Here is a 23,115-nt window from a genome sequence, read left to right on the forward strand (position 1 = left end):
ATAGCCTATTTGATTAAAATCTGGATGAATAAGCTCATCATTTTTATTCTTATAAATTACCTCACCACTGCTTAGCTTAATTTGTCCTAACAATACTTTTAATAAAGTAGACTTACCGGTACCGCTATCGCCTACAAGCAGAACTTTTTCACCACGGTTAATGACAAAATTAGGATAAGCAATCTTCTCACCATGCTCATATTTAACAGACAAATTCTTTACTTCAATTGAGGCAATTTCATCAATCGAATCATATTTCTTATCTGCTTCAATTTTTTGCAATTTGGCTAGCTGATCTCTCAAGGTCTTAGTTGATTTAAGCTGAATATACTTAGTTACACAACTATTTACACTGTAAAAGATCCCATTAGCAAAATAGCCAGCAGTTAGAATTGCACCTAAGCTCACTTGATGATTGAAAAATAAAATTCCAGCAATTACTGGTACACCAACACGCCCCATAACATCAAAAATGGCTGCAACCATCCCTACATAAATCATTGACTTATCACGTTGATATTCGCTTTGTTCAAGCTGATGACTTGATTCACCAATTTTCTTTTTCAAAATTGATTTATTTTTATATCTCCGAAGTTCTTCAAGTCCATTGAACCAATTTTCGATTAAATTCAAAAACTGTGCATTCTTGGAAGATACTTTTTCCGTTGCCTTATTTGTATATTTTTCTAATAACTTAGGCACTACAATTGCGAAAAACGAAATCACCAGACTATATGCCACCAATATCCAGTGAAAAGTGAATAAAGTTCCAATTGTAAAAACGATATAAATCAAATCACAGGCAAAGTAGAAATAAACATCATAGTAGCTTGTCTGAATCATCTGCAAATCATTACCCAGATGATTTTCCATATCAGCCACTTTTTCTGGTTTCCGATAATAATGTTTAACAATATTTTGACGCACCTGATGAAATAAATTCTGCGTCTGCTTAGTATTTTGAATATTTGCAATGTTAAAACTTGAATTGCAGATTTGACCAAACACAAATTGCACAGCAATTAATTCAATAAATAAGGCAAATTTTCTTTGCGAAATTGCATTAAGTTCAGGACTAGTCAAATAAGTATAAAAAGTAGTTGTGGCTTGCGTGAGCGTGATTAAAAACAGTACTAAAAATGCACGCTGATAGTTTGTTTTAAGATAATCTTTTAGACCCATTATTTTTCCTCGTTATTATCTACAACTAATTGACGAACTGTTTTATATCCCTAATCTGATTTGTCGCAAAGAAAAAGCACTGTCATTCGCATTCGAATTAACAGTGCAACAAATAAAGGTCGATTTTATAAAAAAGTCGCCTTAGATTCGCCTACTGCTAATACTGATTGCAAAAAATGGGTACACTAAAAAAGTGCCAAAGTTCATTTTCTAATTAACAAATCAAGTATTAGAGATTCAAAAAGCGAATCATAAAGCAATTATCCTCTGTTTCTATAAGTTAATTAAACTATATCATCTATTTTTAATTTTGCAAGATAATTTTTATTTTTCTTCATCCAAGTACTTTTGCAATACTCTGAATACACCATTTTCAGTATTGGCCGGTGCAATAAACTTGGCATGTTTCTTAACCTTGTCCATACCGTTAGCCATAGCGTAAGAATACTTGGCAAAATCAAGCATTGGGATATCGTTGCCGCCATCACCGAAGGCAATTAAATCGTCACCGGTCATGTCCATCTTAGCTAGCAAACGTTCAAGACCACTACCTTTACTTACGCCTTTTACATTAACGTCGATGGCAAAAGTAGCCGATGCAAAGGCTGAAATCTTATTTTCGTGATCTTTATTAAATGCTTCTTCAACGTCTGCGGCGTGCTTACTGTCCATACCAAAAGTAATTTGGTAAATATCGCCGTCTGGCATGTCATTCCAGTTATCAACTAAATCACTGTTACCGGCAAAGTAAGCTAAGAAGTCACGTTCATCCTTGTCAATTTCACTGTGCAAGTATGCAATATCCTTTTGAAAGACCATAGTTGCCATCTTGCCGTATTTAGCTTGAACGTCATCGAGCAGTTCTAAAACGTCTGCTCTATTCATTGGGTAACTTGCGGCATCCTTACCCTTGATGATCAAGCGGGAACCGTTTAAAGTTACAAAGTCCATTCTATCAGCAAAGCCCTTGAAGTCTTGCTTTAATCTAACGTAAGGTCTACCTGAAGCAACGATAAAGTGTACTCCACGCTTTTCAAATTCAGTTAAAAGTTGGTCGAATTGTTCATGATCAAATTGCTTACGATCATCCAAAAAGGTACCGTCCATGTCAACTGCGACTGCTTTAAATGGTAATGTCATTCTCTTCACCTCAAAAAATTTTTTCAACAGGTTTTATCTTATCATCTAAAGCCGCTCTCATGGCAAATATTTTATCTAATTTTCAACTGCATTTTCCTGCTCCGACGCCAAATTAGTACATTCATCGCAATCAAGATCACTGTCGCAATGGCAAAAATCACATTATCGTTCCAAAATGCCATCCAGCCCCACTTAGTCAGCGAGCTTGGCGTCACTAATTCAAGCACAAGAGCATAAATATAAGACACGCCAAAAATACCAGCAATTACACAATTAAGTCCCGCTAAAAAATACACTAAATATGCTCCTATTTTTACTCGTTCTTTGAGTAAATGAATGCCCATGAGCATCAACACAAACGAAATGCAAAATGGCAAAACGTAAAATAGCCAAAAGCCCATATCTATCCCTCCATTTTTTGAGATTATTATGTCCAAGATTTTTAAAATTTTGGTAAAACCGTAATTAAGATTTTCCAAAAGGTGTCATCTTTTCTATACATTTTTTATTCAACTATAATAGGAATAAAGGGAAAAGAAGGCGATTAACTTGTACCAATGAAAGACAATATTATTAATATAGATGTAGATTGAAGGCATTTTTATGAAACCAGAAAATTTAAAAAAGCTCTTGCACCAAAATAGGCATAAGCTTTCGAAGAATCACGTTAAAGAAGATCAATTAAATATTAGCTATGTAAAAATAAATGATTTAAAAACAGCAAATAAGGCATCGACCTTTAATATCGAACGCAATAAAGTCATCGATGAACAGCTCAATAAATATATGCATCCCAACTCCATCCACATTCGCTTAAAGCCTTACTTTGACTCTGGCACTTGGATCAAATGGATCGGTGTCTTGGGGGATGTAACTTTGCCGAATAAAACCAATCTCAATGGCTCATTGTTGATCGATAAAATCTCCTGCTACTCAGATAAGGTGGAAATTCTCGACTACCATGCTTGGCTGAATATTGAAAATATCAAATACATTGAACATCATAACCAACAGCTGGCAATCGGCGACTACATTGAAGGTATCAGTCAAGTTAAACAATATGGTCAGGGCAAATATGGCTTAGCCGCCACCTATATTAAAAAAGCCGGCATGTTCATCGGTACCAATAGAGCCGAAACATTGGTCAGCACCTATGATAGACAAGATTCTTGGGTGGTTGAACTAAGCAACAATAATCTGACGAAGAAGAATTATAGTGAAAACTTTATAAATAAAGATCTCGCTGAATTTGCTTCAACAGGTGCGCATGTCGATGCTAAGTTCCAACCAAGTCGGTATGAAAAGTTCCAGCAGCGTCTGCAAAATCTGCAACAAGGCGAATCTGACGATGTTTTGCCACTAATTGACAAAAATAAGCAAAAATACACTGCTACGGTTGTTCGTAGCCGTGCAGTAAAGATTCCAAACATCGCCCACAAGATGCCGCAATTAGAGGTTAAAGACGTCAAGGTCGTTGATAGCGGTCGCTTGGTCTTTGCTAGATATTCCTTGCCTTATGTGGGCGACATTAAGAAGCTAGGTGAATTGCGCACTGATGATCAAATCAGCTTCTATAGCGAAGCTGCACCAAATAGCAGCAATTCGTTCAATATGGTAACCAACTTTGAATTGCTTACAGAGCATGATTTTATCCCGCTTCCATCTAACCCAAATGCCTTTTTAGGCTACATTATGTGGCGCCACCCAGAAGAAGGCGAATCGACTTACATCGCCAACTACCAAAACTGGGCTTTGGCTAAGCAGATCCATACTGAAGAGATCGATCATGAGATCGATTCAATTCGCCCTACTTCCAATTTAACTGAGCTTGAATTAGCCAATAATTTAAGTATCGATCAAAAATTGGTTGCCAACGCAAGAAGGCAAGGCTTGATCAAACCGGTTACCAGCAATGGACTAACCAGACGTTACGATAGCAATGCCTGGAACTTGCTTAGACAGGTTATCGGTGCCCAAGATAGTACGACGATTGAACATTTAAAGCAAATTTATCCGATTTATACTACGGATGATATCGTGAAAAAGACTGGCGTGGATCGTAGCGAAGTTGATACGAGAATCCGGCAAGAAGAGTTTTTCCCACTAAACGGACTGCATTGCTCGATCAATATTTATGGTCCAAAGGTGTTTGAGTTATTTAAAACACGTAAAACTGTGCAAGATCTTTTACCAAATAAGACTGGCGTGGTCACTAAGCGTGAAATTCCGGTTAATAAGTCGCTGCATGAAGTAATTGAAAAAGCTGAAGCTGAAAATAAAGAAAAGCAAAAAGCTGAAGTAACTGAACCTAAGAAGCCAGCGATCAAGTTCAGCAAGAGAGCTGAGCCAAAGCCACAAATTACGGAACCTCAACCTAAAGTTGAAGAATCTGCTCCAGCAGCTACAAGCTCTATCATTATTATTTCTACCTTTGCCGATGAAAAATATGACTATGTTGCAGCTGATGCCAATAAGGCAATCGCTGAAATCATGGCGGCTGCTGAAAAAACGATGGTTAACAAGATGCTGCAAGTTAAAGACCACACTACAGGTCAGCCTGCAATCATCTCTGTCAAGGCCATCATGAAGATGGAATTGCAATAAAATAGAAAGAAAAAGTCATGTGTCTCTAAAAACACATGGCTTTTCGTTTACTCTAAATTTTCAAAATTTGCTTTTTCTTAGCTTGAAATTCTTCTTCAGTCAGAATCCCTTGATCAAGCAAATCTTTCAACTTCTTAATCTGCTCTACTTGCTCATCAAGGTTATCATCATTTCGCGACCATTTCTTAATCGTTGCTGTCAAAAGTGCCGCAGTTGTCTTATTAAGTAAGTTAATGTTAACTTGTTCATTATTCACTATTAACGTTAATTCTTCAGATATAATTTGCTGCTGTAAGAGCACGCTCATAATCTCTGTTAACGGGATCACACGGCTATTTTCACTAGGATGTTTTTTACTCAAAATAATCAAATTTTGATTGGTACATGTCAGCATTACATCTTCGCCCTGATCAGTAATTCCGAGCGCTGCATACTCGATTTTTTCATGATCACTCAGTAGATTACTAAGCGGCGCTAAATCCTTACTGTTAAACCAAATGTCATAAACTTTAGCATTAATCAGTTGTTGTTTAAGTTCAGCTGGCAAATCTAGTTTTTTAATCTTAGCAATAACTTGTTGGCTGCGCTGGTCGGCCAAAAACGCTTGATTCGCTTTTCTTTGTTTTTTACTAAATAAATCAAAAAGTCCCATAGATATTTTCCTTAGTACATAAATATTTACTTATATTATGAACTAAATTTAACTAAAAAACATCTATCTAACTCACTCGAAAACTTTCTTAAATTCATTCACTGCGCGATTTTGTCGCCGCTCATCTGGGATCACTGCATAAACGACCTTTGAAATACTGGTTGGCTGCTCGAACGTCCTCTGCCACATCTTGGCAACTTCGGCTGGCTTAAAGCCAAAGACGCCGGCGCCCCATGCACCAAGGATCAATACATCAACTTTTTGATCTTCAGCTATTTTTTTAACAAAATTCATTCGACTAAGCATTGCACTGTCAGTATCACTGTAGAACTTCATCTGCTCTTCTGGCTCACGCAAGGTGCGACGACCAGCAGTCTTATTAGGTGCGGCACATGTGAGCACACCACTTTGAACATCCCCATCCCAGATAATATCAGGTGAATAAAGCCCGCGGTTCATATATAGGCCGCGATTTCTGTGCTGTTTATTCCAAGCATAAAAATCACGTTGACTTGCAATAATCGGATAAAGGTCTGACTGCGTACAAATCGCTTCTTCTTGCGCCATTGCACCGTTTAAAAAACCACCACCAGGATTAACATATGAAGCAAAATTCAAAGCAGCTACTTTTTGTTGCGGATAATCTTGGCAGGCCTTAATCACGGCTTGATTGGTAGCAAGGGGCCAGACAATTTGCTTAGCTTTTTGAGTAAAATCATCAACTTCTTTATCGGCAAAAGCATCAACACTATAAACCTTGGTACCTTTAATTGAAGCTCGAATTTGAGATTGATATTTTTGCTCTATCATCGCTTCATGTTTGCGGGCCACATTGCGATAATGTTCACGTTTATAATTTGCCATCAGTTTTCCTTTCTAAAAAATATCGAAGTTTGAACGTTTGTTTGATATAATTTTAATAAAAAACTAGCACAAATACAACTAAGAGGAATAAGAATGCGAACTCTAAATATTATCGGCATCAGCATTTATCTGATCATTGCTGTCGTTCTAGCGGTCAGACGTATTCAGCTCACCCAGGCATTTCACCAAAATAAAATTAAAGAAGAAAATTATGATCGTCTAACTAAGCGAAACACGATTGAATTAATCGTAGTCGTTGCTCTAGCATTGCTTTACGTTTATACGCCATTTAAAATTTTTATCTTTTAACGAAAAAAAGCCGGCAAAATCGCCGACTTTTTCATTATATAAACTTAACATACTTCGTATTAAGCATCACATACTTGCGTCCTAATTTAATCTGCGCATAACTACGCTTGCCATCTTAAACACACGATTTACATGATACTTAACACCTGGCTTAGCCTTGCGTGAATTCTTCACCAACTTACCCTTTTTATTAATCGTGACAAATCTTATATTAATTCCCAATCGTAATATTAGTACTCTTTTTTATAATTAAAAATAAAATTGCACTGATACTTATATAAGAGGACTCTAAAATTAACTTAATCTCATCTTTTTTGATTGCGCTGTCACCTTAAACAGGTAAACTATAATTAATAAGAAAAAAAGGAGCGAAATCAATGAAATACAATCAATATGCTTATGTTGAAACCCGCTTTGATCAACAAGTCAAGGAATTAATCGACATCAACTTCCTACCTAGAAACTACGAAGACTGGTCTTTCAGCGACCTGCTTGAAAAACTCGTCAAAAATGCAATCGCTGAAGCCAAGACTGATGCTGCTAAAACGGCCAAGTTGAACGAATTCGCTGTTTCAGATCATGAAACTTTAGCAGATTTCTTAAAAGAAAAGTCTGAATCCATCGGCACCGAGCAATTCTACAACGTTGCTTTGCAACTGCTCGGCTATCACGTTCACTACGACTATCAATTTGATGACCCAACTCGCTTTATGCAAAAAAATGCTTTGCCATTTGTTCAAGACATCAGCGACAATCACAAATTGATCTCAGCCTTCTACCGTTTGCTCAACACTCGTAGTAAGAATGGTCAAATCTTGCTCGATGTGATGGCTGGTAAAGGCTACTTCACTCAATTCTGGGGCCAAAACGAATTCAAATTCTTCAACGGCAAGTCCATCCCTGTTTTTGACACTAACAAGGTAATCCGTGAAGTCGTTTACGTAGAAACTGATCTTGACACCGACCACGACGGCAAGAGCGACTTGATTCAAGTTACTGTCTTCCGTCCTGCCGAAACTAACAAAGGCCTCAAGGTGCCAGCACTTTACACTGCATCCCCATACTTTGGTGGCATCATCGCCAACGAAAAACGAAACCACAACGTTGATGAAAACTTGTCCGATGCAAGTACTTGGAACGACCCACAATATGAACACTCTCCAATCGTTAAGGCAGAAAAGCCAGACGGCTCAAGCCACCCAGCAACTGAAGAAGCAGTTCACAAGTCATCTTACCCATTAAACGAATATATGCTTGCTCGTGGTTTTGCTAGCGTCTTTGCTGGTGCCATCGGTACGCGCGGCAGTGACGGTGTCAGAATTACCGGTGCACCTGAAGAAACTGAATCAGCTGCAGCTGTCATTGAATGGCTTCACGGCGACCGTGTTGCTTACACCGACCGCACCAGAACTGTTCAAACCAAAGCCGATTGGTGCAACGGCAACATCGGGATGACTGGTCGTTCATACTTGGGTACTTTGCAAATCGCTATTGCAACTACTGGCGTCAAGGGTCTGAAGACTGTTGTTTCTGAAGCTGCTATTTCATCATGGTACGACTACTACCGTGAACACGGTTTGGTTATTGCTCCTGAGGCTTGCCAAGGTGAAGACCTCGACCTTTTGGCTGAAACTTGTCAATCTAACTTGTGGGATGCCGGTTCCTACCTCAAGATCAAGCCAGAATACGACAAGATGCAAAAGGAATTACTTGAAAAAGAAGACCGTAAAACTGGTCAATATTCTGACTTCTGGGAAGCAAGAAATTACCGTCATCACGCAGATGGCATCAAGTGCTCATGGATTTCAGTTCATGGTTTAAACGACTGGAACGTTAAGCCAAAGAACGTCTACAAGATTTGGCAACTCGTTTCTAAGATGCCAATGAAGCACCACCTCTTCTTGCACCAAGGTCCGCACTATAACATGAACAACTTCGTTTCCATCGACTTTACTGACTTGATGAACCTCTGGTTTGTTCATGAACTCCTTGGCGTAGAAAACAATGCCTACAACCAATGGCCAACAGTCATGATTCAAGACAACTTGCAAGCTGACAAGTGGCATGAAGAAAAGGACTGGAACGACGATTTAGGTCAAGAAAAGAGCTACTACCCTACTGACGAAGGCGATCTTTACGCAGATGGCAATGGTCAAGCTAAGAAGTCATTCACTGACGTAGGTGGCATCGAATTCAAGAAGGCTGGCATTTCTGAAAGCGACTGGCAATACAAGTTTATCTGTGGTGATGAAAAGTGGGCTAAGCCAAGCTTACGCTTTGTCACAGATGAATTTATCCACCCAACTACAATCGTAGGTCGTCCTGAAGTTAAGGTCAGAGTCAAAGGTTCTCTTCCTAAGGGTCAAATTTCTGTTGCTTTGGTTGAACTTGGCGAAAGACAACGTTTGACTGCAACACCTAAGTTTTTGATGCGTGGTGGCCAAGAATTGGGTTATAGATTTGGCACTGACACTTTGCAAGAATTTGTTCCAGACAAGAAGACCAAGGCTAAGTTGATCACTAAGGCCCACATGAACATGCAAAACTACAAGGACATGAAGAAGCCTGAAGCAATTGAAGCTGACAAGTTCTACGATTTGGACTTCTTGCTTCAACCTACCTACTACACTATTCCATCAGGCAGCAAGTTAGCTTTGATCATTTACTCAACTGATGAAGGCATGACTAAGCGTCCACTTGAGGAAGAAACTTACACAGTTGATTTGGCTAATACTGAAATCAAGTTTTATAAAAAATAGAATTTAAACAAAACATCATCAAAAAAGACTACTAAGCGAAAACTTAGCAGTCTTTTTTTTACTCAAACAACTTCTTATACTCGCCATAACCTGCTTCATCTAGCTTTTCATATGGAATAAAACGCAATGCTGCAGAATTAATGCAATAGCGCAAACCGCCACGGTCCACAGGCCCATCAGTAAAAACATGACCCAAATGTGACTGCGCCTCTGGACTTACCACTTCGGTACGCTCCATGCCATGTGACTGATCGCGGTGATACTTCAGTTTCTCAATCGGCTTAGTAAAACTAGGCCAGCCGCATCCCGCATCATACTTATCCTTGCTAGAAAACAACGGCTCACCTGACACCACATCAACGTAAATGCCTTTTTCATAAAAATTGTCGTACTTACCAGTGAAAGGATACTCCGTCGCCGCATTCTGAGTGACCTCGTATTCTTCCTTAGTCAACTTCTTCAAAGCTTCTTTTTTCTTATTTTCGTCTAAAACCATCTTTTCACCTCATCAAAAAAGAGCGACAGAATCTATCTGCCGCCTCAATCTAGATATGTTCAGTCGTTTTTGGAAAGAAATTATCGATCTGTTTTTCATAGATGTCGAATTTATATTTCGTCACAAATTCATTCGTCGGATCAAATATTCTAACTTGCAACATTTCATTTTTACCATTCATGTGTACTTCTTTATTTGGCACTTTAAAAAATGACTCAAACGCTGCAATGACATTTTGATATGAACTATAAACGTGGACATTATGCTCTATTATTTCGCCATTACGAGAATATCTTCGTGCATCAATTACATATACAGTATTGTCATTCATAATTTCAATCTGCTCCTTTGATAGACTCTTCCTACTACTTATATTTTAATCCAAAATGGTCTAGAACATATTTCTTTTGCTTAAAAAAACAAAAAACGTCGGATGAAATTCATCCAACGTTCTCCATTAAAATACTGAAGTTAAGACTGCACCAGCGACGATTAATACCAAACCGATTGCAGTGTAAATGTAGCCCTTCTTGGTCTTTTGTTCGTGTAAGAATACGATACCACCAAGAGTTGAAATAACTACGCAAAGTTGTGACATAACGAAGGCCAAGTTAACACCGTTCATTTGAACTGAAATGATGTATGAAAGTGCGGCGATCGCAAAAATCACGCCGGCCGGAATAACTTGATAGCTCTCCTTTTCCTTCAAAACCTTAAGTTGCTTAGTGGCCACAATGTAAATAAAGGTGGCGATCATCATCCCGATTGTTTGACCCAAGAAAATCATGACGCCATCGCCCTTCAAAGCCTTAGGAATTGAGCTTGAAGTGATGTAACCCAAAGTGGTCAAAGCCAAGATGATCATTGTACTGGTTTGGTTTTGCTTGTTACCTTCGGCAGTACCCTTATCAGTCAAAGAGGTAAAGGCAACACCGACAACCAAAGCAAGAATGCCAAGGAAACCAAACAACTTAGCTTGTGTACTTGCCCATTCACCAAAGATTAAAACCCCAACAAGTGGCACACCGATCAATTGTAAACCGGTTGAGAGTGGCATGGTTTCAGAAACACCGATCTTTGAGTAACTGTAGTATTGACCACACTGACCAACTACCCATGCGGCACCTGCAACCATAGCCAATAAAAATGAAGTCATATTAAATGCTGGACGCTTGATTAAAGTAACGACTACGCCGAACAAAAATGCACCTAATACTGAACCTACGATTTGGTGGTAAATATTACTCTTTTTAACCCCGGCAACGAATAGAGGCATAAGTCCCCATCCGATTGCAGGAATAAATAGAAATAAATAATTCATCAACAATTTCTCCCCTATTTTCTGTAAAAAAGTTACAAAAAGCATTCTATCAATGAAATCGCTTACGGTGCAAACAAAAAATAAGGAAAATTAAAAATGCTTTCATAGGCATAAGAAAAAGGATCAAACGATCCTGAAAAATGAATTGTTTGATCCTTTTTTCTCTTTTTGCGGTCCACGCCAACAAATGAAGCCAAACCAGCAAATGCGAGAGCGATTAAGCCAAATGCGGCAGCATCTGATTACTTCTCGCCAGTTTGTGGCAAAGTGTTTACTTTGGTGCCATTCACAGTATCGCCATTAGCACCAACAGTTGTGTTGTCGACCAAACCTGCTGGCTTTCCACTAGTTTGATCGATTACTTCTGACTTAGGCATCGTAACATTGTCGCTTTCTGGTGTAGGAGCATTGTTTCTGTACATGTTTCACCAAGTGGAGAGTTATTTCTGTACATGCTCTCTGCACGTGGAGCATTGTTAGAAGTCCTGCTAACAGCTTTCTTAGCTGACTTAGATGACTTCTGACTTTGCTTGGCTTGTTTAGTTTGCTTAGTCTTATTGGACTTGGTTGGTCACCTGGTTCATCGCCGGTATCACCGCCCGGTTGTACTTCCTTCTCGTAAACCAATTGAACGTCCTTAGGATTTGAAGAACTTGGAGTTAAATCAATTGCGTCAGCCTTACTACTAACTAGCTTCCAAGTACCAATCATACTATCTGAAGTTGTGTATCTATCACCACTATTTGAGTAGTTGCATCCTTTAATGTGGCACCATCGGTAGTATTTGCCTTGTAGTAAATGGTATGAGTGAAGGTCTTACTCAAAGTATTCTTATCAACACTTGGGTTGGTTGGATTTGATGGATCCTTGGGAGTATCACTATCTGAAGTCTCTGGAGTAATTTCTTCAACTGCGTGCTTCAAGTAAACGTATTGGTCATGGTCGTTATTATCACCATGCCCTCAATAAACTCTTGTTTACCAAGTTTACTGATATCAACGTTGCCATCTGCACCTTTAACATTACCTGATGCATCGACTAAAACATAACCATCATCGGTAAAGTTCCATAAATTCAACTTAGTAGGATCTGAACTTTCCCCTACATAACCACTGACATTACTAATTCCATGGTTAGTAAGTTCTGTACCATCATTAGCAGTAAATCCATTAGACTTAGTTGATCCATTAACATCAATATAGTGAAGCTTGTATGAAGCTGTCTCTCGGTTGTAAACAAGGTAAAAGAAAAATCGACGCAGAATTATCGGCAAAATTAGGCCAATACTTTAACATGTCTGAAGGATTTTTCTTCCGTCTTCAAAACAACGTAGATAAGCAAAAAGGAACTAGTCTTCTCATCTAGTTCCTTTTACTTTATCTTCCCATTTCCTACTTTAAAGCATCAGTCGCAAATGATCTATTCTCAAGTGCAGTAAGAAGTGCATCCGCAGTATCAAGTGCAGTAAGAAGTGGTACATTTTGCTGAATAGCCATCTGTCTGATAATAAAGCCATCAGAGTTCTTCTCAATATCATGACCCATCGTGTTGATTACCAAGTCGATCTTATCATCCCTCAATTCATTCAAGATGTTGTCATCCGCATTTTCATCTTCATGAACCTTAGTTACCAAGTCAACGTGTAAGTCATGCTTCTTCAAGAAGTCTGCCGTACCCTTCGTCGCAAAGATTCGGTAACCGATTCTGGCGAATCTCTTCGCAATTGGCAAGATCTTTTCCTTATCTCTATCTTCGATTGTGAGCAAGACGTTACCATTTTCTGGCAATTGCATCTTAGCCCCGGCAAAGGCTTTGTACAATGCCTTAGCAAAGGTATGGTCACTACCCATTACTTCACCAGTTGATTTCATTTCTGGTCCTAAGTATGAGTCAACATCAGCTAACTTACTGAAACTGAAGACTGGTGCCTTAACTGAAATCATGTCAGGTTCTGGTGCCAAACCGTCGCTGTAGCCTTGTTCAGCCAAACTTTCACCCATAATTACGCGTGTAGCCACTTGAGCCATTTCGATACCCGTAATCTTGCTCAAGAATGGGACAGTTCTACTTGCACGTGGATTTACTTCGATGACATAAACTTCACCGTCACGCACGATGAACTGAATATTCATGATGCCGACACAGTGCAAGGTCAAAGCTAACTTTCTCGTGACGTCGGTAATCTTTTCCTTAACTTCTTCAGTAAAGGTTTGTGGTGGGTAAACAGCCATTGAGTCACCTGAGTGAACCCCAGCGTGTTCGATGTGTTCCATAATACCAGGTAAAAGAACATCCTTGCCGTCACAGATCGCATCGACATCACATTCACGACCATCCAAGTAATCATCAACCAAGATTGGGTGATCTGCCGCAATATCAACGTGGTCTTGCAAGTATTCTTCCAATTCGTCCTTGTTGTAGACAATCTCCATTGCCTTACCACCCAAGACGTAACTTGGACGAACCAAGACTGGGTAACCTAATTTATCTGCTGCTTCAAGCACGCCTTCGTGAGTCGTTGCAGTTAAGCCCTTTGGTTGGTTAAGTTGCAAATTCTTGATAATTTCATCAAAGAGTTCACGGTCTTCTGCACGGTTAACATCCTTAACCTTAGTACCCAAAATCTTTACACCATGCTTTTCAAGACCAGCTGCCAAGTTAATTGAAGTTTGGCCACCGAATTGGACAATTGCACCTACTGGCTTTTCCAAATCGCAGACGTTTAAAACATCTTCAAGGGTCAATGGTTCAAAGTAAAGCTTGTCAGAAACCGAAAAGTCAGTTGAAACAGTTTCTGGGTTTGAGTTAATGACGATTGCTTCATACCCCATCTTTTGCAAGGCCTTAACACAGTGCACAGTTGCGTAGTCGAATTCGACACCTTGACCAATTCTGATTGGGCCTGAACCAATTACAACCACTGATTTCTTACCTGACTTATGTGATTCGTTTTCTGTATCATAAGTTGAGTAGAAGTATGGCGTCTTTGATTCAAATTCGGCTGCACAGGTATCAACCATCTTGTAAACTGGTATGATGCCGTTGGCTTTTCTAAAGTTTCTTACTTCATCTTCGCTTTCACACCATAAATGAGCAATTGTTGGATCGCTGAAGCCATATTTCTTAGCAAGGCGCAATGTGTCGACATCGTACTTGTTTTCTTCAAGTGTCTTCTCCATTTCGACCATGTGCTTGACGATATCCAAGAAGTAGAAGTTGATCTTAGTTAATTCATGCACATCTTCTAAGCTGTATCCACGTCTGAATGCTTCTGCTAAGTAGAATAAGCGATCGTCTTGCGCCTTAACTAATTTTTGTTCAAGCTTATCATCGCTAGCTTCATGAGCTTCTTCAGAATAAAGATCCCTTTCATCGATTTCAAGTGATCTGACAGCCTTTTGCATTGCTTCTTCTGCAGTTCTACCGATCGCCATAACCTCACCGGTAGCCTTCATTTGCGTACCTAAAACTCTGTCCGCCTTAGGGAACTTATCGAATGGCCAGCGTGGAAGCTTGCAGACAACGTAGTCAAGAGCTGGTTCAAATTCGGCATAAGTCGTACCAGTTACTGGGTTCTTGATTTCATCCAAAGTCATGCCCACCGCAATCTTAGCGGCCATCTTGGCAATTGGATAACCAGTAGCCTTTGAAGCCAAGGCACTTGATCTAGAAACTCTTGGGTTAACTTCGATAACGTCGTAGTTAAAGCTGGTTGGATCAAGGGCAAGCTGTACGTTACATCCCCCTTCGATCTTAAGTGCTCTAATCAAACGCAGTGAACAGTCACGCAGCATTTGGTATTCCTTGTCTGACAAGGTTTGACTTGGTGAGAAAACGATTGAGTCACCGGTGTGGATACCAACTGGATCGAAGTTTTCCATACAGCAGACGATCATCGCATTATCGTCGTGGTCGCGCATTACTTCGAATTCGATTTCCTTGTAACCAGCAATGGATTTTTCAATCAAACATTCAGTTACGGGTGAAAGTTCCAAACCATTTTTGGCAATTTCAGCTAATTCTTCACGGTTGTGGCAGATACCACCACCGGTACCACCCATTGTGAAGGCAGGACGTACGATGATTGGATAGCCGATTTCATCACCAAAGGCCAAAGCATCTTCAACTGTATTAACCGTCTTGGATGGTGGCACAGGTTCGCCCAACTTTTTACATAATTCCTTGAACTTTTCACGGTCTTCAGCTTGTTCGATTGAATCAAGCTTAGTACCCAAAAGTTCAATGTGCAGTTCATCCAAGATACCAGTCTTTGCAAGAGCCAAAGCCATGTTCAAACCTACTTGGCCACCCAAGGTTGGCAAGATGGCATCTGGATATTCTTGACGAATGATTCTTGAAATTGATTCAACGGTCAAAGGTTCAATGTAGACCTTGTCAGCAATTGTCGTATCGGTCATGATGGTTGCTGGGTTGGAGTTAACCAACACAACTTCGTAACCTTCTTCGCGAAGAGCTAAACAAGCCTGAGTACCAGAATAGTCAAATTCTGCAGCCTGACCAATAATAATTGGACCAGAACCAATCACCATAATCTTATGAATATCTTTTCTCTTAGGCATGACGCTCTTCTTCCTTTCTTTGATCAATCATTGACATAAAGTCATCAAATAGTGAAACCTCATCGTGTGGTCCTGGAGTTGCATCTGGGTGGAACTGGACTGAGAAGGCTGGGTACTTCTTATGACGCAATCCTTCAACAGTGCCATCGTTTACTTCAACGTGGGTAATCATCAAGTTATCTTTATCAACTGAATCTGCATCTACAGCGTAGCCGTGGTTTTGTGAAGTAAAACCGATGTTGCCAGTAGCAATTTCACGGACTGGGTGGTTAAAACCACGGTGGCCGAACTTCATCTTGTGGGTCTTAGCACCGTTGGCTAAAGCAAAGACTTGGTGTCCCATACAAATACCCATCAATGGTACATACTTTTCAACTTCACGAACCATGTCTGTAGCACCATTTGCGGCCATTTCTTCTGGGTCACCAGGGCCGTTTGAAAGAAGGACACCATCTGGATGAAGGTTTAACACTTCTTCAGCGGTTGCGGTATATGGCAAAACAATACAGTTGCAGTCACGCTCGGCGAGTTCACGCAAGATACTGTGCTTGATCCCGAAGTCGATAACCACAATGTTGCTCTTTGAACCGGGAACTGGGTATGGACTCTTAGTTGAGACGCAGCTGATCACGCCTTGAGTTACATTTTCAGTTTGTAAAATCTTGGCAATCTTGTCTGCATCTTCCTTTGAATCTGCGATCTTACCTCTTAAAGTACCGTGGACACGAAGCTTTTTAACTAAGGCACGGGTATCAATTCCTTGAATGCCTGGGATATCCAAATGCTCTAAGAACTTAGGCAAAGTCGTTTGCATTCTCCAGTTGTCCGGATGGCGGGCAACTTGGTGGCAAATCACGCCCTTGATCTTTGGTTCAAGTGATTCATAGTCAGCTAAAGTAATCCCGTAGTTACCAATCAATGGGTTAGTGAAAACCAAGATTTGATCTGCGTAACTTTGATCAGTGATTGCTTCTTGATAACCTGTCATCCCTGTTGTGAAAACAACTTCACCGGTTGTTTCGCGATCGGCGCCGAAGCCTTCACCGGCATAGATACTGCCGTCTTCTAAAATTAAATAGCGCATTGACATTTACTCTGCTCCTTCCTGGTAGACAACTTTACCGTCAACCATTGTCATCACTGTTGAACCATAAACCTTGTGGCCGGTAAATGGTGTATTGACACCCTTAGACTTAAAGTCTGCTTCCTTGATTTCTTTTTCATGCTCAAGATCAAAGATAGCAATATCAGCAGGCCTTCCTGGTTCGAGCACACCGGCGTTTTTAAGGCCGAAGGTCTTAGCTGGCTTATCGCTGAGCCATGATAATAATTGTTCAAGCGTAAAGACTTTTTCGTTTTTTACAAACTTGGTGTACAAGGTACTTAAAGCTGTTTCGCTGCCTGTGATTCCAAATGCGGCACCTTTCATCCCGCCTTGCTTTTCTTTCTTAGCGTGAGGCGCATGGTCAGTGGCAATCAAATCAATTGTGCCATCAAGTAACCCAACTAACAAAGCTGCTTGATCTTCCTTATTTCTCAAAGGTGGATTCATCTTGTAGTAGCCGTTGTCCTTTGGAATATCGTCATCAGTTAACAAAATATGGTGCGGTGCGACTTCACAAGTGACGTTGATGCCGCGGGCCTTTGCCATACGGACCAGTTCAACGCTCGTTTTAGTTGAAACGTGGCAGATGTGGTAGTGCACGCCAGTCTTTTGCGCTAAGAGCAAGTCACGCGCAATCTGCGTAGTTTCCGCAAGCTCAGTAACAGGTGGCAAGTTCAACCTTTCTGCGGTTTTTCCGGCGTTGACGATGCCGTGATCAAACAATGAATCATCTTGAGCATGAGTTGCGACAATCAAGTTGTTTTCCTTAGCTTTTTGCATAGCCAGGTACATAGTTTGGGCGGTTTGCACGCCGTGGCCGTCATTACTTAAGGCAAAAGCACCAGCTTTTTTCAAAGCGGCATAATCAGGAATGACATCAGTTGTTTCATCATTAGTGATTGGACCGTATTGGAAGACGTGAACGATGCCCTTCTTCTTGTTTTCCTCAACCATCTTTTCCATTAATTCTGGTGTGTTAGGTACAGGAGTGACATTTGGCATGGCACCGACTGTGGTAAAACCACCGCGGGCTGCAGCTTCGCTACCTGTCCTAATATCTTCCTTATAAGTTTGACCAGGATCGCGGTAGTGAACGTGGACATCAACTAAGCCGGGGCTGACTAACTTACCTTTAGCATCAATTACTTTGTCACCTGTTAAATCAGTACCGATTGCTTTAATTTTTTGACCGTCAATTAAAACATCTGCTTTAACTAAGCGACCATTTTGATAAGCGGTACCGTTCTTAATTACTGTTGTCATTATTCGAGACCTCCGAGCTTTCTTCCGCGTAATACTGCTTCAATCATGACCATTCTCATGAAGACGCCGTTTTGCATTTGACGGACAAACATACACTTGTCGCTTTCGACCAAGTCACCGCTAAGTTCAACGTCGTGGTTAATTGGACCTGGGTGCATGATGATTGTATCTGGCTTTAATTCATTGTAACGTTTGTGGTTGATGCCATATTTTTCATGGTATGCTTTTGCATCAAATTTCTTTTCATTAGGATCACCTGCATGACGTTCATGTTGTACTCTAAGCAGCATCATGACATCCATGTCAGGGATCAACTTGTCTAATTCTTCATACTTACCGTATTTATCAAATTCCTTTGAATACCAGTAGCTTGGACCTGAGAAGTAGACTTCTGCGCCTAATCTGGTAAGCAGTTCCATGTCACTTTTTGCGACTCTTGAGTTAGTGATGTCGCCGACGATGGCTACTTTTAAGCCTTTGAAGTGGCCGAAGTGTTCGTGGATGGTCATCATGTCGAGCATACATTGACTAGGGTGTTGACCACTACCATCACCTGCGTTGATCACACCGATGTTTAAGTGTTGGTGATCTTTTAAGTTGATCAAATCGTTGTAGTACTCATTTTGTGAGTGGCGGATCACTTCAAGATCAACACCTAAGGCATTCATGATGAGTGAAGTGTCGTATAAAGTTTCACCTTTATTAACTGATGAGTGAGCTGGATCAAATGGGATAACTGTTAATCCCAACTTTCTTTCAGCCATTTCAAAACTCGTATGTGTTCTGCTTGAGTCTTCAAAGAACATGTTGGTCACGTATACCGGCTTGGTTAAGCGAGGCGTTGCACCGCCTTTTTTGAAGTATTCTGCTCGCTTGATCAAAGCCTCTACTTCATCAACATGCAAATTTTCAACACTAACAAAATGTGGTAAACTGACAAGATTTAAATTTTCCATTTTCGATTCTTTCTATCAAAAAAAGCCTGAAGCATTTAATTGCTCCAGGCTTTTTCTTCGCACTTTTGTATGCGAAAAACTAAGCAACCCTTCTGGCCCTCTCTGGAGTCAATTAAATGGTTGAATTATTTACTTTTTCTATTTTTTATTTTGGCAAAGCCTTCAGTTCAACTGAATCCTTGCCGTCCTTTTCAACTACATTAACAGCGACTTGTTCGTCGGCAGAAGTTGGAATGTTTTTACCAACAAAGTCTGCACGGATTGGCAATTCACGGTGACCACGGTCAACCAAAACTGCCACTCTGATCGAACTTGGTCGACCAACGTGCATCAAGGCATCCATCGCAGCTCTAATTGTTCGACCGGTGTAGATAACATCGTCGATCAAGACAACGTGCTTGTCATCGATGTCGACACTAACTTGATCAGAGTTAACAACTGGATCTTGCTTCAAGGATGCATCATGACGGTCATCACGGTAAAGGGTGATGTCAAGTTCACCGACCGGAACATCAACGCCTTCAAGTTTTTGAATTCTGTCATGGATGCGGTCAGCTAGGTAAACACCACGTGTCTTGATCCCAACTAATACTAGATCATCGGTACCCTTATTTTGTTCGATGATTTCGTAAGTAATACGCGTTAGCGCACGCTTCATTGCAAGCGCATCCTGAATTTCTTTTGCCAATTTAACAGCCTCCTAATTTTTGCCCATGAAAAAAGCTCCCAGTCTTCTCTGAGACTAGGAGCTTTCTGTAAAGTCGAAACTTAATTTAAGCCTGCCTTGCTAGCCTCACGGGACTAATTTTAAAGGACATTCATTGCTTTAAAGTTACTGTAAATGACAGCGTTTGTCAAGGAATTAATTGAATTTAACTTGACCGACTAAATCGTTGATATCGTCAACGCCTAATTTTTTAAGTTCGACTGGCAAACTATCTGCAATATGCTTGGAGGCGATGCTGTCGTGGAAATGAGCAGTCCCTACGGCAACAGCACTGGCACCGGCAAGCATGAATTTGACGACGTCTTCGGCTGAACTAATGCCGCCCATACCGATGATTGGTAAGTTCACACTTTGGTGAACTTGGGCAATCATGCGCAGAGCAACTGGTTTAACAGCTTCACCGGAGAGACCACCCATGTTGTGACCAAGCACTGGCTTTCTCGTTTTCACATCAATGTCCATACCAAGCAAAGTGTTGATCATGGAAAGACCATCAGCACCGCCCTTTTCGGCAGCTTTGGCGATAGTAACTACATCAGTGACGTTTGGTGTTAGTTTAACGTAGATTGGAACGTTGACCACGTTTTTGATTTTCTGGGTTAACTCTTCAACGACGTCAGGATGCACACCAAAGCTCATACCGCCGCGATCAACGTTAGGACAAGAAACGTTGATTTCGAGTGCATTAACTAAACCTGAGTCAGACAACTTCTTAGCGACTTCAACGTAGTCGTCTTCGCTATCGCCACCCACACTAGCCATAATTGGCAGGTCTGGATATTGTTTTCTAAGTGGAACAAGTTTCTCACTAATTACTACGTCAACACCTGGGTTAGTTAAACCAACTGAGTTTAAAACGCCGTCGTCTAAAACAGCGATCTGTGGTTGCGGATTACCGGTTGTCGCATGTGGCGTCGTGGTCTTGATCACCATCGCACCCAATTCGTTTAAATCGAACTTCTTAGCTGCTGGCACATCACCAAAGCCAAAGGTACCACTTGCTGGCATCACTGGGTTCTTCAAATCTAATCCTGGTAAACTTACGCGTGTATTTGTCATAATTTTCCTCCAAAAATGAATGCTCACGGACATTCGCTTATTTTTTAGAACAGATTGTACACGCCTTTTTCATTTTTTCAAAGTTCAAAATTTTATTTGTATTTTATTTTCGATGGTGTTAAACTTCGTTTTGATCAAACTTTAAACGGTACAGAGAGACCGCAAGTTCAAAATATTGACTTAAATTATCTGGGGAAAGTCTATACCTGGTGTCTCTCTGCGCCACGTATAGACTTTTTTTGTGGAGGAAAAAAATGAGTAGACCTGTAATTGTTGCCCTTGATTTGGACAATGAAGAAAAATTACACGAAATTCTGGCAAAACTTGGCAAACCGGAAAACGTCTTTATCAAAGTCGGCATGGAATTGTTTTACAACGCCGGCATTGGCGTAGTTAAAGAATTAACCGATCAAGGCTACAAGATCTTCTTAGACCTTAAGATGCATGATATTCCAAACACTGTTTATAACGGTGCTAAGGCTTTGGCAAAACTCGGCATTACCTTTACTACGGTGCACGCACTTGGCGGCAGTCAAATGATCAAGGCCGCTAAAGACGGTTTAATCGCTGGCACACCCGCTGGCAAGAGCGTACCTAAGCTTTTGGCTGTCACTGAATTGACTTCAATTTCAGACGATGTTTTAGCCCACGAACAAAACTGTTCTTTACCAATGGACAAACAAGTACTCAGCCTGGCCAAGATGGCAAAAGCTGCTGGTGCAGACGGCGTTATCTGTTCACCACTTGAAGTCAAAGAATTGCACGAAGCAATCGGCGACGATTTCTTATATGTCACTCCTGGCATTCGTCCAAAGGGCAACGCTAAAGATGACCAATCAAGAGTTGCAACACCAGCCGATGCTAAGGAATGGGGTTCAAGTGCCATCGTTGTTGGCCGTCCTATCACTTTAGCCAGTGATCCAGAAGCTGCTTATGAAGCAATCAAGAAGGAGTTTAATTAAAATGCATAAAGATCAAATTATTTCTCAACTTATCCAAGAAAAAATCATCACTATCTCACCTGACAAACCATTTACCTATGCAAGTGGGATGCTTTCACCAATCTACACTGACTTGCGTTTGACTGTTTCTTACCCAGAATTACGCGACATGATTGCCAGTGACTTAGCTAACTTAATTGCAAAAGAATTTCCTGAAGCAACCATCATCGGTGGTGTCGCTACTGCCGGTATTCCTCACGCAGCTTGGGTTGCTGACAAGCTTCATTTGCCAATGATCTACGTTCGTCCAAAACCAAAGGATCATGGCAAGGGTCGTCAAATCGAAGGTTGCTTTTCAAAAGACGACAAGATCGTTTTAATTGACGACTTAATCACTACTGGTGGCTCAGTTTTGAACGCTGTTAAGGCAACTGAAAAAGACGGTGGCAACGTAATCGGCGTATCTTCAATCTTCACCTACTACTTGCCAGACGCCAAGGAAAACTTTGCTAAGAGCGGCGTTAAGTATGCTCCGCTTCTTTCCTACCCAGAACTTCTCAAGAAGGAAAACGAATCAGGCCATATCTCAAGCGAACAATACGATGTCTTGAAGACCTGGCACGAGGATCCATGGGCATGGGGCAAGAAATTTGAAAAGTAATAAATAATTACCCGTTGCTAACCAGACATCAATGAAATAACCGTTAAACAGCCAGAGATTTATCCAGCGAGTAATCTCATGATTAAGCTTGCTAGGATTTTTACGCTTAAATTGAACGTAAAAATTTAAACAAATGACTAAGCATAAGAATACTAACTGAAAAATATTACCTGCAGTGTGTCCTCGCTTAGGAATCATTTCTAAAATTGTTACGATTAGTGCAAAAATCATTTGCACGTTAAAGATCTGTTGCCAGCGTTTGCGCGGCAAAATCACCTTATTCATATTTTCCCCTTCAATTCATGATTTTTAATTATATTATTTTTTTATTGCCAAGAACAATGTCGTATGATTTAATTTTAATATACATATAGGGAGTAACCGACAAATAATTGTATTTACGGCGTCATATCACGAAAGCAATTTCCGCTGTAAATTTAAATGGTGAGACTATGCATAAACTTTTTTAAGTTTGGGCATGGTCTCTTTTTTTGTC

At 40.5% G+C, this 23,115-nt stretch carries 23 protein-coding genes; 5 read left to right on the forward strand and 18 right to left on the reverse strand.

The genetic code is table 11. The features are described from left to right. The 3 genes from WS44_RS04990 to WS44_RS05000 form a co-directional block, all read right to left on the reverse strand. The coding region (locus tag WS44_RS04990; RefSeq protein ID WP_046433460.1) for an ABC transporter transmembrane domain-containing protein at positions 1 to 1,182 on the reverse strand (1,182 nt) is incomplete at its 3' end. 324 nt (positions 1,183 to 1,506) lie between these two features. Beyond that, positions 1,507 to 2,322 (reverse strand): Cof-type HAD-IIB family hydrolase, encoded by an 816-nt coding sequence (locus WS44_RS04995; protein ID WP_046433463.1) that lies wholly within the window; start codon positions 2,320 to 2,322, stop codon positions 1,507 to 1,509. A 71-nt stretch (positions 2,323 to 2,393) separates the two neighbouring features. Continuing rightward, positions 2,394 to 2,723, reverse strand: coding sequence for a hypothetical protein (locus WS44_RS05000; RefSeq protein ID WP_013642190.1), 330 nt, complete (start codon positions 2,721 to 2,723; stop codon positions 2,394 to 2,396). Positions 2,724 to 2,925: 202 nt separating this feature from the next. Between WS44_RS05000 and WS44_RS05005 the strand changes: the two genes are divergently transcribed. Then, complete coding sequence (locus WS44_RS05005; protein ID WP_046433468.1) at positions 2,926 to 4,926, forward strand: hypothetical protein; 2,001 nt, start codon at positions 2,926 to 2,928, stop codon at positions 4,924 to 4,926. Between the two features lie 52 nt (positions 4,927 to 4,978). Here the strand turns inward: WS44_RS05005 and WS44_RS05010 are convergent, their stop codons facing one another. Both WS44_RS05010 and WS44_RS05015 read right to left on the reverse strand, forming a co-directional pair. Beyond that, positions 4,979 to 5,578: an SHOCT domain-containing protein gene (locus WS44_RS05010; protein WP_022087364.1), complete on the reverse strand. Its 600-nt coding sequence runs from the start codon at positions 5,576 to 5,578 to the stop codon at positions 4,979 to 4,981. A 72-nt stretch (positions 5,579 to 5,650) separates the two neighbouring features. Further along, positions 5,651 to 6,442 (reverse strand): TIGR02452 family protein, encoded by a 792-nt coding sequence (locus tag WS44_RS05015; RefSeq protein WP_046433471.1) that lies wholly within the window; start codon positions 6,440 to 6,442, stop codon positions 5,651 to 5,653. Positions 6,443 to 6,535: 93 nt separating this feature from the next. On the opposite strand from WS44_RS05015, the gene WS44_RS05020 reads away from it, so the two are divergent. Together WS44_RS05020 and WS44_RS05025 are read left to right on the forward strand one after the other, a co-directional pair. Then, complete coding sequence (locus WS44_RS05020; protein ID WP_014565983.1) at positions 6,536 to 6,751, forward strand: hypothetical protein; 216 nt, start codon at positions 6,536 to 6,538, stop codon at positions 6,749 to 6,751. A gap of 377 nt (positions 6,752 to 7,128) precedes the next feature. Next, entirely contained in the window at positions 7,129 to 9,510 is a 2,382-nt protein-coding gene (locus tag WS44_RS05025; RefSeq protein WP_046433474.1) for a Xaa-Pro dipeptidyl-peptidase, read from the forward strand. A gap of 58 nt (positions 9,511 to 9,568) precedes the next feature. Here the strand turns inward: WS44_RS05025 and msrB are convergent, their stop codons facing one another. From msrB to WS44_RS05085, 13 genes are all read right to left on the reverse strand, one after another. Continuing rightward, a complete protein-coding gene (msrB, locus tag WS44_RS05030; protein ID WP_014565985.1) occupies positions 9,569 to 10,006 on the reverse strand; it encodes a peptide-methionine (R)-S-oxide reductase MsrB in 438 nt (145 codons plus the stop codon). A 49-nt stretch (positions 10,007 to 10,055) separates the two neighbouring features. Then, entirely contained in the window at positions 10,056 to 10,337 is a 282-nt protein-coding gene (locus tag WS44_RS05035; RefSeq protein WP_013438289.1) for a hypothetical protein, read from the reverse strand. A 126-nt stretch (positions 10,338 to 10,463) separates the two neighbouring features. After that, on the reverse strand, positions 10,464 to 11,327 hold the full coding sequence (locus tag WS44_RS05040; RefSeq protein ID WP_022087367.1) for a GRP family sugar transporter: 864 nt from the start codon (positions 11,325 to 11,327) through the stop codon (positions 10,464 to 10,466). A gap of 242 nt (positions 11,328 to 11,569) precedes the next feature. Then, positions 11,570 to 11,704, reverse strand: a complete 135-nt coding sequence (locus WS44_RS09955; protein ID WP_288145698.1) for a hypothetical protein — start codon at positions 11,702 to 11,704, stop codon at positions 11,570 to 11,572. Continuing rightward, complete coding sequence (locus WS44_RS05045) at positions 11,697 to 12,038, reverse strand: hypothetical protein (protein WP_046433476.1); 342 nt, start codon at positions 12,036 to 12,038, stop codon at positions 11,697 to 11,699. The genes WS44_RS09955 and WS44_RS05045 overlap by 8 nt, the downstream gene beginning before the upstream one ends. Beyond that, positions 12,035 to 12,250: a hypothetical protein gene (locus WS44_RS05050; RefSeq protein WP_046433479.1), complete on the reverse strand. Its 216-nt coding sequence runs from the start codon at positions 12,248 to 12,250 to the stop codon at positions 12,035 to 12,037. The genes WS44_RS05045 and WS44_RS05050 overlap by 4 nt, the downstream gene beginning before the upstream one ends. Then, positions 12,247 to 12,600 (reverse strand): hypothetical protein, encoded by a 354-nt coding sequence (locus tag WS44_RS05055; protein WP_046433482.1) that lies wholly within the window; start codon positions 12,598 to 12,600, stop codon positions 12,247 to 12,249. The genes WS44_RS05050 and WS44_RS05055 overlap by 4 nt, the downstream gene beginning before the upstream one ends. A 118-nt stretch (positions 12,601 to 12,718) precedes the next feature. Then, positions 12,719 to 15,907 carry a carbamoyl-phosphate synthase large subunit gene (gene carB, locus WS44_RS05060; protein ID WP_046433485.1) on the reverse strand — a complete coding sequence of 1,063 codons (3,189 nt, stop codon included), beginning with the start codon at positions 15,905 to 15,907 and terminating at the stop codon, positions 12,719 to 12,721. After that, the gene (locus WS44_RS05065) at positions 15,900 to 16,991 is read right to left on the reverse strand and encodes a carbamoyl phosphate synthase small subunit (protein ID WP_288145699.1); all 1,092 of its coding nucleotides are present in this window, start codon (positions 16,989 to 16,991) and stop codon (positions 15,900 to 15,902) included. Before WS44_RS05065 ends, carB begins: the two co-directional genes overlap by 8 nt. Positions 16,992 to 16,997: 6 nt before the next feature. Beyond that, complete coding sequence (locus WS44_RS05070; protein ID WP_046433488.1) at positions 16,998 to 18,275, reverse strand: dihydroorotase; 1,278 nt, start codon at positions 18,273 to 18,275, stop codon at positions 16,998 to 17,000. Continuing rightward, positions 18,275 to 19,231, reverse strand: a complete 957-nt coding sequence (locus tag WS44_RS05075) for an aspartate carbamoyltransferase catalytic subunit (protein WP_013438297.1) — start codon at positions 19,229 to 19,231, stop codon at positions 18,275 to 18,277. Before WS44_RS05075 ends, WS44_RS05070 begins: the two co-directional genes overlap by 1 nt. Before the next feature lie 145 nt (positions 19,232 to 19,376). Next, positions 19,377 to 19,919, reverse strand: a complete 543-nt coding sequence (pyrR, locus tag WS44_RS05080; RefSeq protein WP_013438298.1) for a bifunctional pyr operon transcriptional regulator/uracil phosphoribosyltransferase PyrR — start codon at positions 19,917 to 19,919, stop codon at positions 19,377 to 19,379. 174 nt (positions 19,920 to 20,093) lie between these two features. Continuing rightward, complete coding sequence (locus WS44_RS05085) at positions 20,094 to 21,017, reverse strand: dihydroorotate dehydrogenase (protein ID WP_013438299.1); 924 nt, start codon at positions 21,015 to 21,017, stop codon at positions 20,094 to 20,096. 254 nt (positions 21,018 to 21,271) lie between these two features. On the opposite strand from WS44_RS05085, the gene pyrF reads away from it, so the two are divergent. Further along, positions 21,272 to 21,979 carry an orotidine-5'-phosphate decarboxylase gene (gene pyrF / locus WS44_RS05090; RefSeq protein WP_013438300.1) on the forward strand — a complete coding sequence of 236 codons (708 nt, stop codon included), beginning with the start codon at positions 21,272 to 21,274 and terminating at the stop codon, positions 21,977 to 21,979. A gap of 1 nt (position 21,980) precedes the next feature. Then, entirely contained in the window at positions 21,981 to 22,619 is a 639-nt protein-coding gene (gene pyrE / locus WS44_RS05095) for an orotate phosphoribosyltransferase (protein WP_013642214.1), read from the forward strand. The last annotated feature ends 496 nt before the right edge of the window (positions 22,620 to 23,115 follow it).

The organism is Lactobacillus sp. N54.MGS-719 (assembly GCF_000980505.1).
In the GTDB taxonomy this organism is placed as follows: Bacteria; Bacillota; Bacilli; order Lactobacillales; family Lactobacillaceae; genus Lactobacillus; species Lactobacillus amylovorus.

What these genes read in the sequence shown, in the direction of transcription:
- WS44_RS04995 (WP_046433463.1), bottom strand. Translation starts at nt 2,322, where the DNA reads ATGACATTACCATTTAAAGCAGTCGCAGTTGACATGGACGGTACCTTT.
- WS44_RS05000 (WP_013642190.1), bottom strand. Translation starts at nt 2,723, where the DNA reads ATGGGCTTTTGGCTATTTTACGTTTTGCCATTTTGCATTTCGTTTGTG.
- WS44_RS05005 (WP_046433468.1), top strand. Translation starts at nt 2,926, where the DNA reads ATGAAACCAGAAAATTTAAAAAAGCTCTTGCACCAAAATAGGCATAAG.
- WS44_RS05010 (WP_022087364.1), bottom strand. Translation starts at nt 5,578, where the DNA reads ATGGGACTTTTTGATTTATTTAGTAAAAAACAAAGAAAAGCGAATCAA.
- WS44_RS05015 (WP_046433471.1), bottom strand. Translation starts at nt 6,442, where the DNA reads ATGGCAAATTATAAACGTGAACATTATCGCAATGTGGCCCGCAAACAT.
- WS44_RS05020 (WP_014565983.1), top strand. Translation starts at nt 6,536, where the DNA reads ATGCGAACTCTAAATATTATCGGCATCAGCATTTATCTGATCATTGCT.
- WS44_RS05025 (WP_046433474.1), top strand. Translation starts at nt 7,129, where the DNA reads ATGAAATACAATCAATATGCTTATGTTGAAACCCGCTTTGATCAACAA.
- msrB (WP_014565985.1), bottom strand. Translation starts at nt 10,006, where the DNA reads ATGGTTTTAGACGAAAATAAGAAAAAAGAAGCTTTGAAGAAGTTGACT.
- WS44_RS05035 (WP_013438289.1), bottom strand. Translation starts at nt 10,337, where the DNA reads ATGAATGACAATACTGTATATGTAATTGATGCACGAAGATATTCTCGT.
- WS44_RS05040 (WP_022087367.1), bottom strand. Translation starts at nt 11,327, where the DNA reads ATGAATTATTTATTTCTATTTATTCCTGCAATCGGATGGGGACTTATG.
- WS44_RS09955 (WP_288145698.1), bottom strand. Translation starts at nt 11,704, where the DNA reads ATGCCTAAGTCAGAAGTAATCGATCAAACTAGTGGAAAGCCAGCAGGT.
- WS44_RS05045 (WP_046433476.1), bottom strand. Translation starts at nt 12,038, where the DNA reads ATGATTGGTACTTGGAAGCTAGTTAGTAGTAAGGCTGACGCAATTGAT.
- carB (WP_046433485.1), bottom strand. Translation starts at nt 15,907, where the DNA reads ATGCCTAAGAGAAAAGATATTCATAAGATTATGGTGATTGGTTCTGGT.
- WS44_RS05065 (WP_288145699.1), bottom strand. Translation starts at nt 16,991, where the DNA reads ATGCGCTATTTAATTTTAGAAGACGGCAGTATCTATGCCGGTGAAGGC.
- WS44_RS05070 (WP_046433488.1), bottom strand. Translation starts at nt 18,275, where the DNA reads ATGACAACAGTAATTAAGAACGGTACCGCTTATCAAAATGGTCGCTTA.
- WS44_RS05075 (WP_013438297.1), bottom strand. Translation starts at nt 19,231, where the DNA reads ATGGAAAATTTAAATCTTGTCAGTTTACCACATTTTGTTAGTGTTGAA.
- WS44_RS05085 (WP_013438299.1), bottom strand. Translation starts at nt 21,017, where the DNA reads ATGACAAATACACGCGTAAGTTTACCAGGATTAGATTTGAAGAACCCA.
- pyrF (WP_013438300.1), top strand. Translation starts at nt 21,272, where the DNA reads ATGAGTAGACCTGTAATTGTTGCCCTTGATTTGGACAATGAAGAAAAA.
- pyrE (WP_013642214.1), top strand. Translation starts at nt 21,981, where the DNA reads ATGCATAAAGATCAAATTATTTCTCAACTTATCCAAGAAAAAATCATC.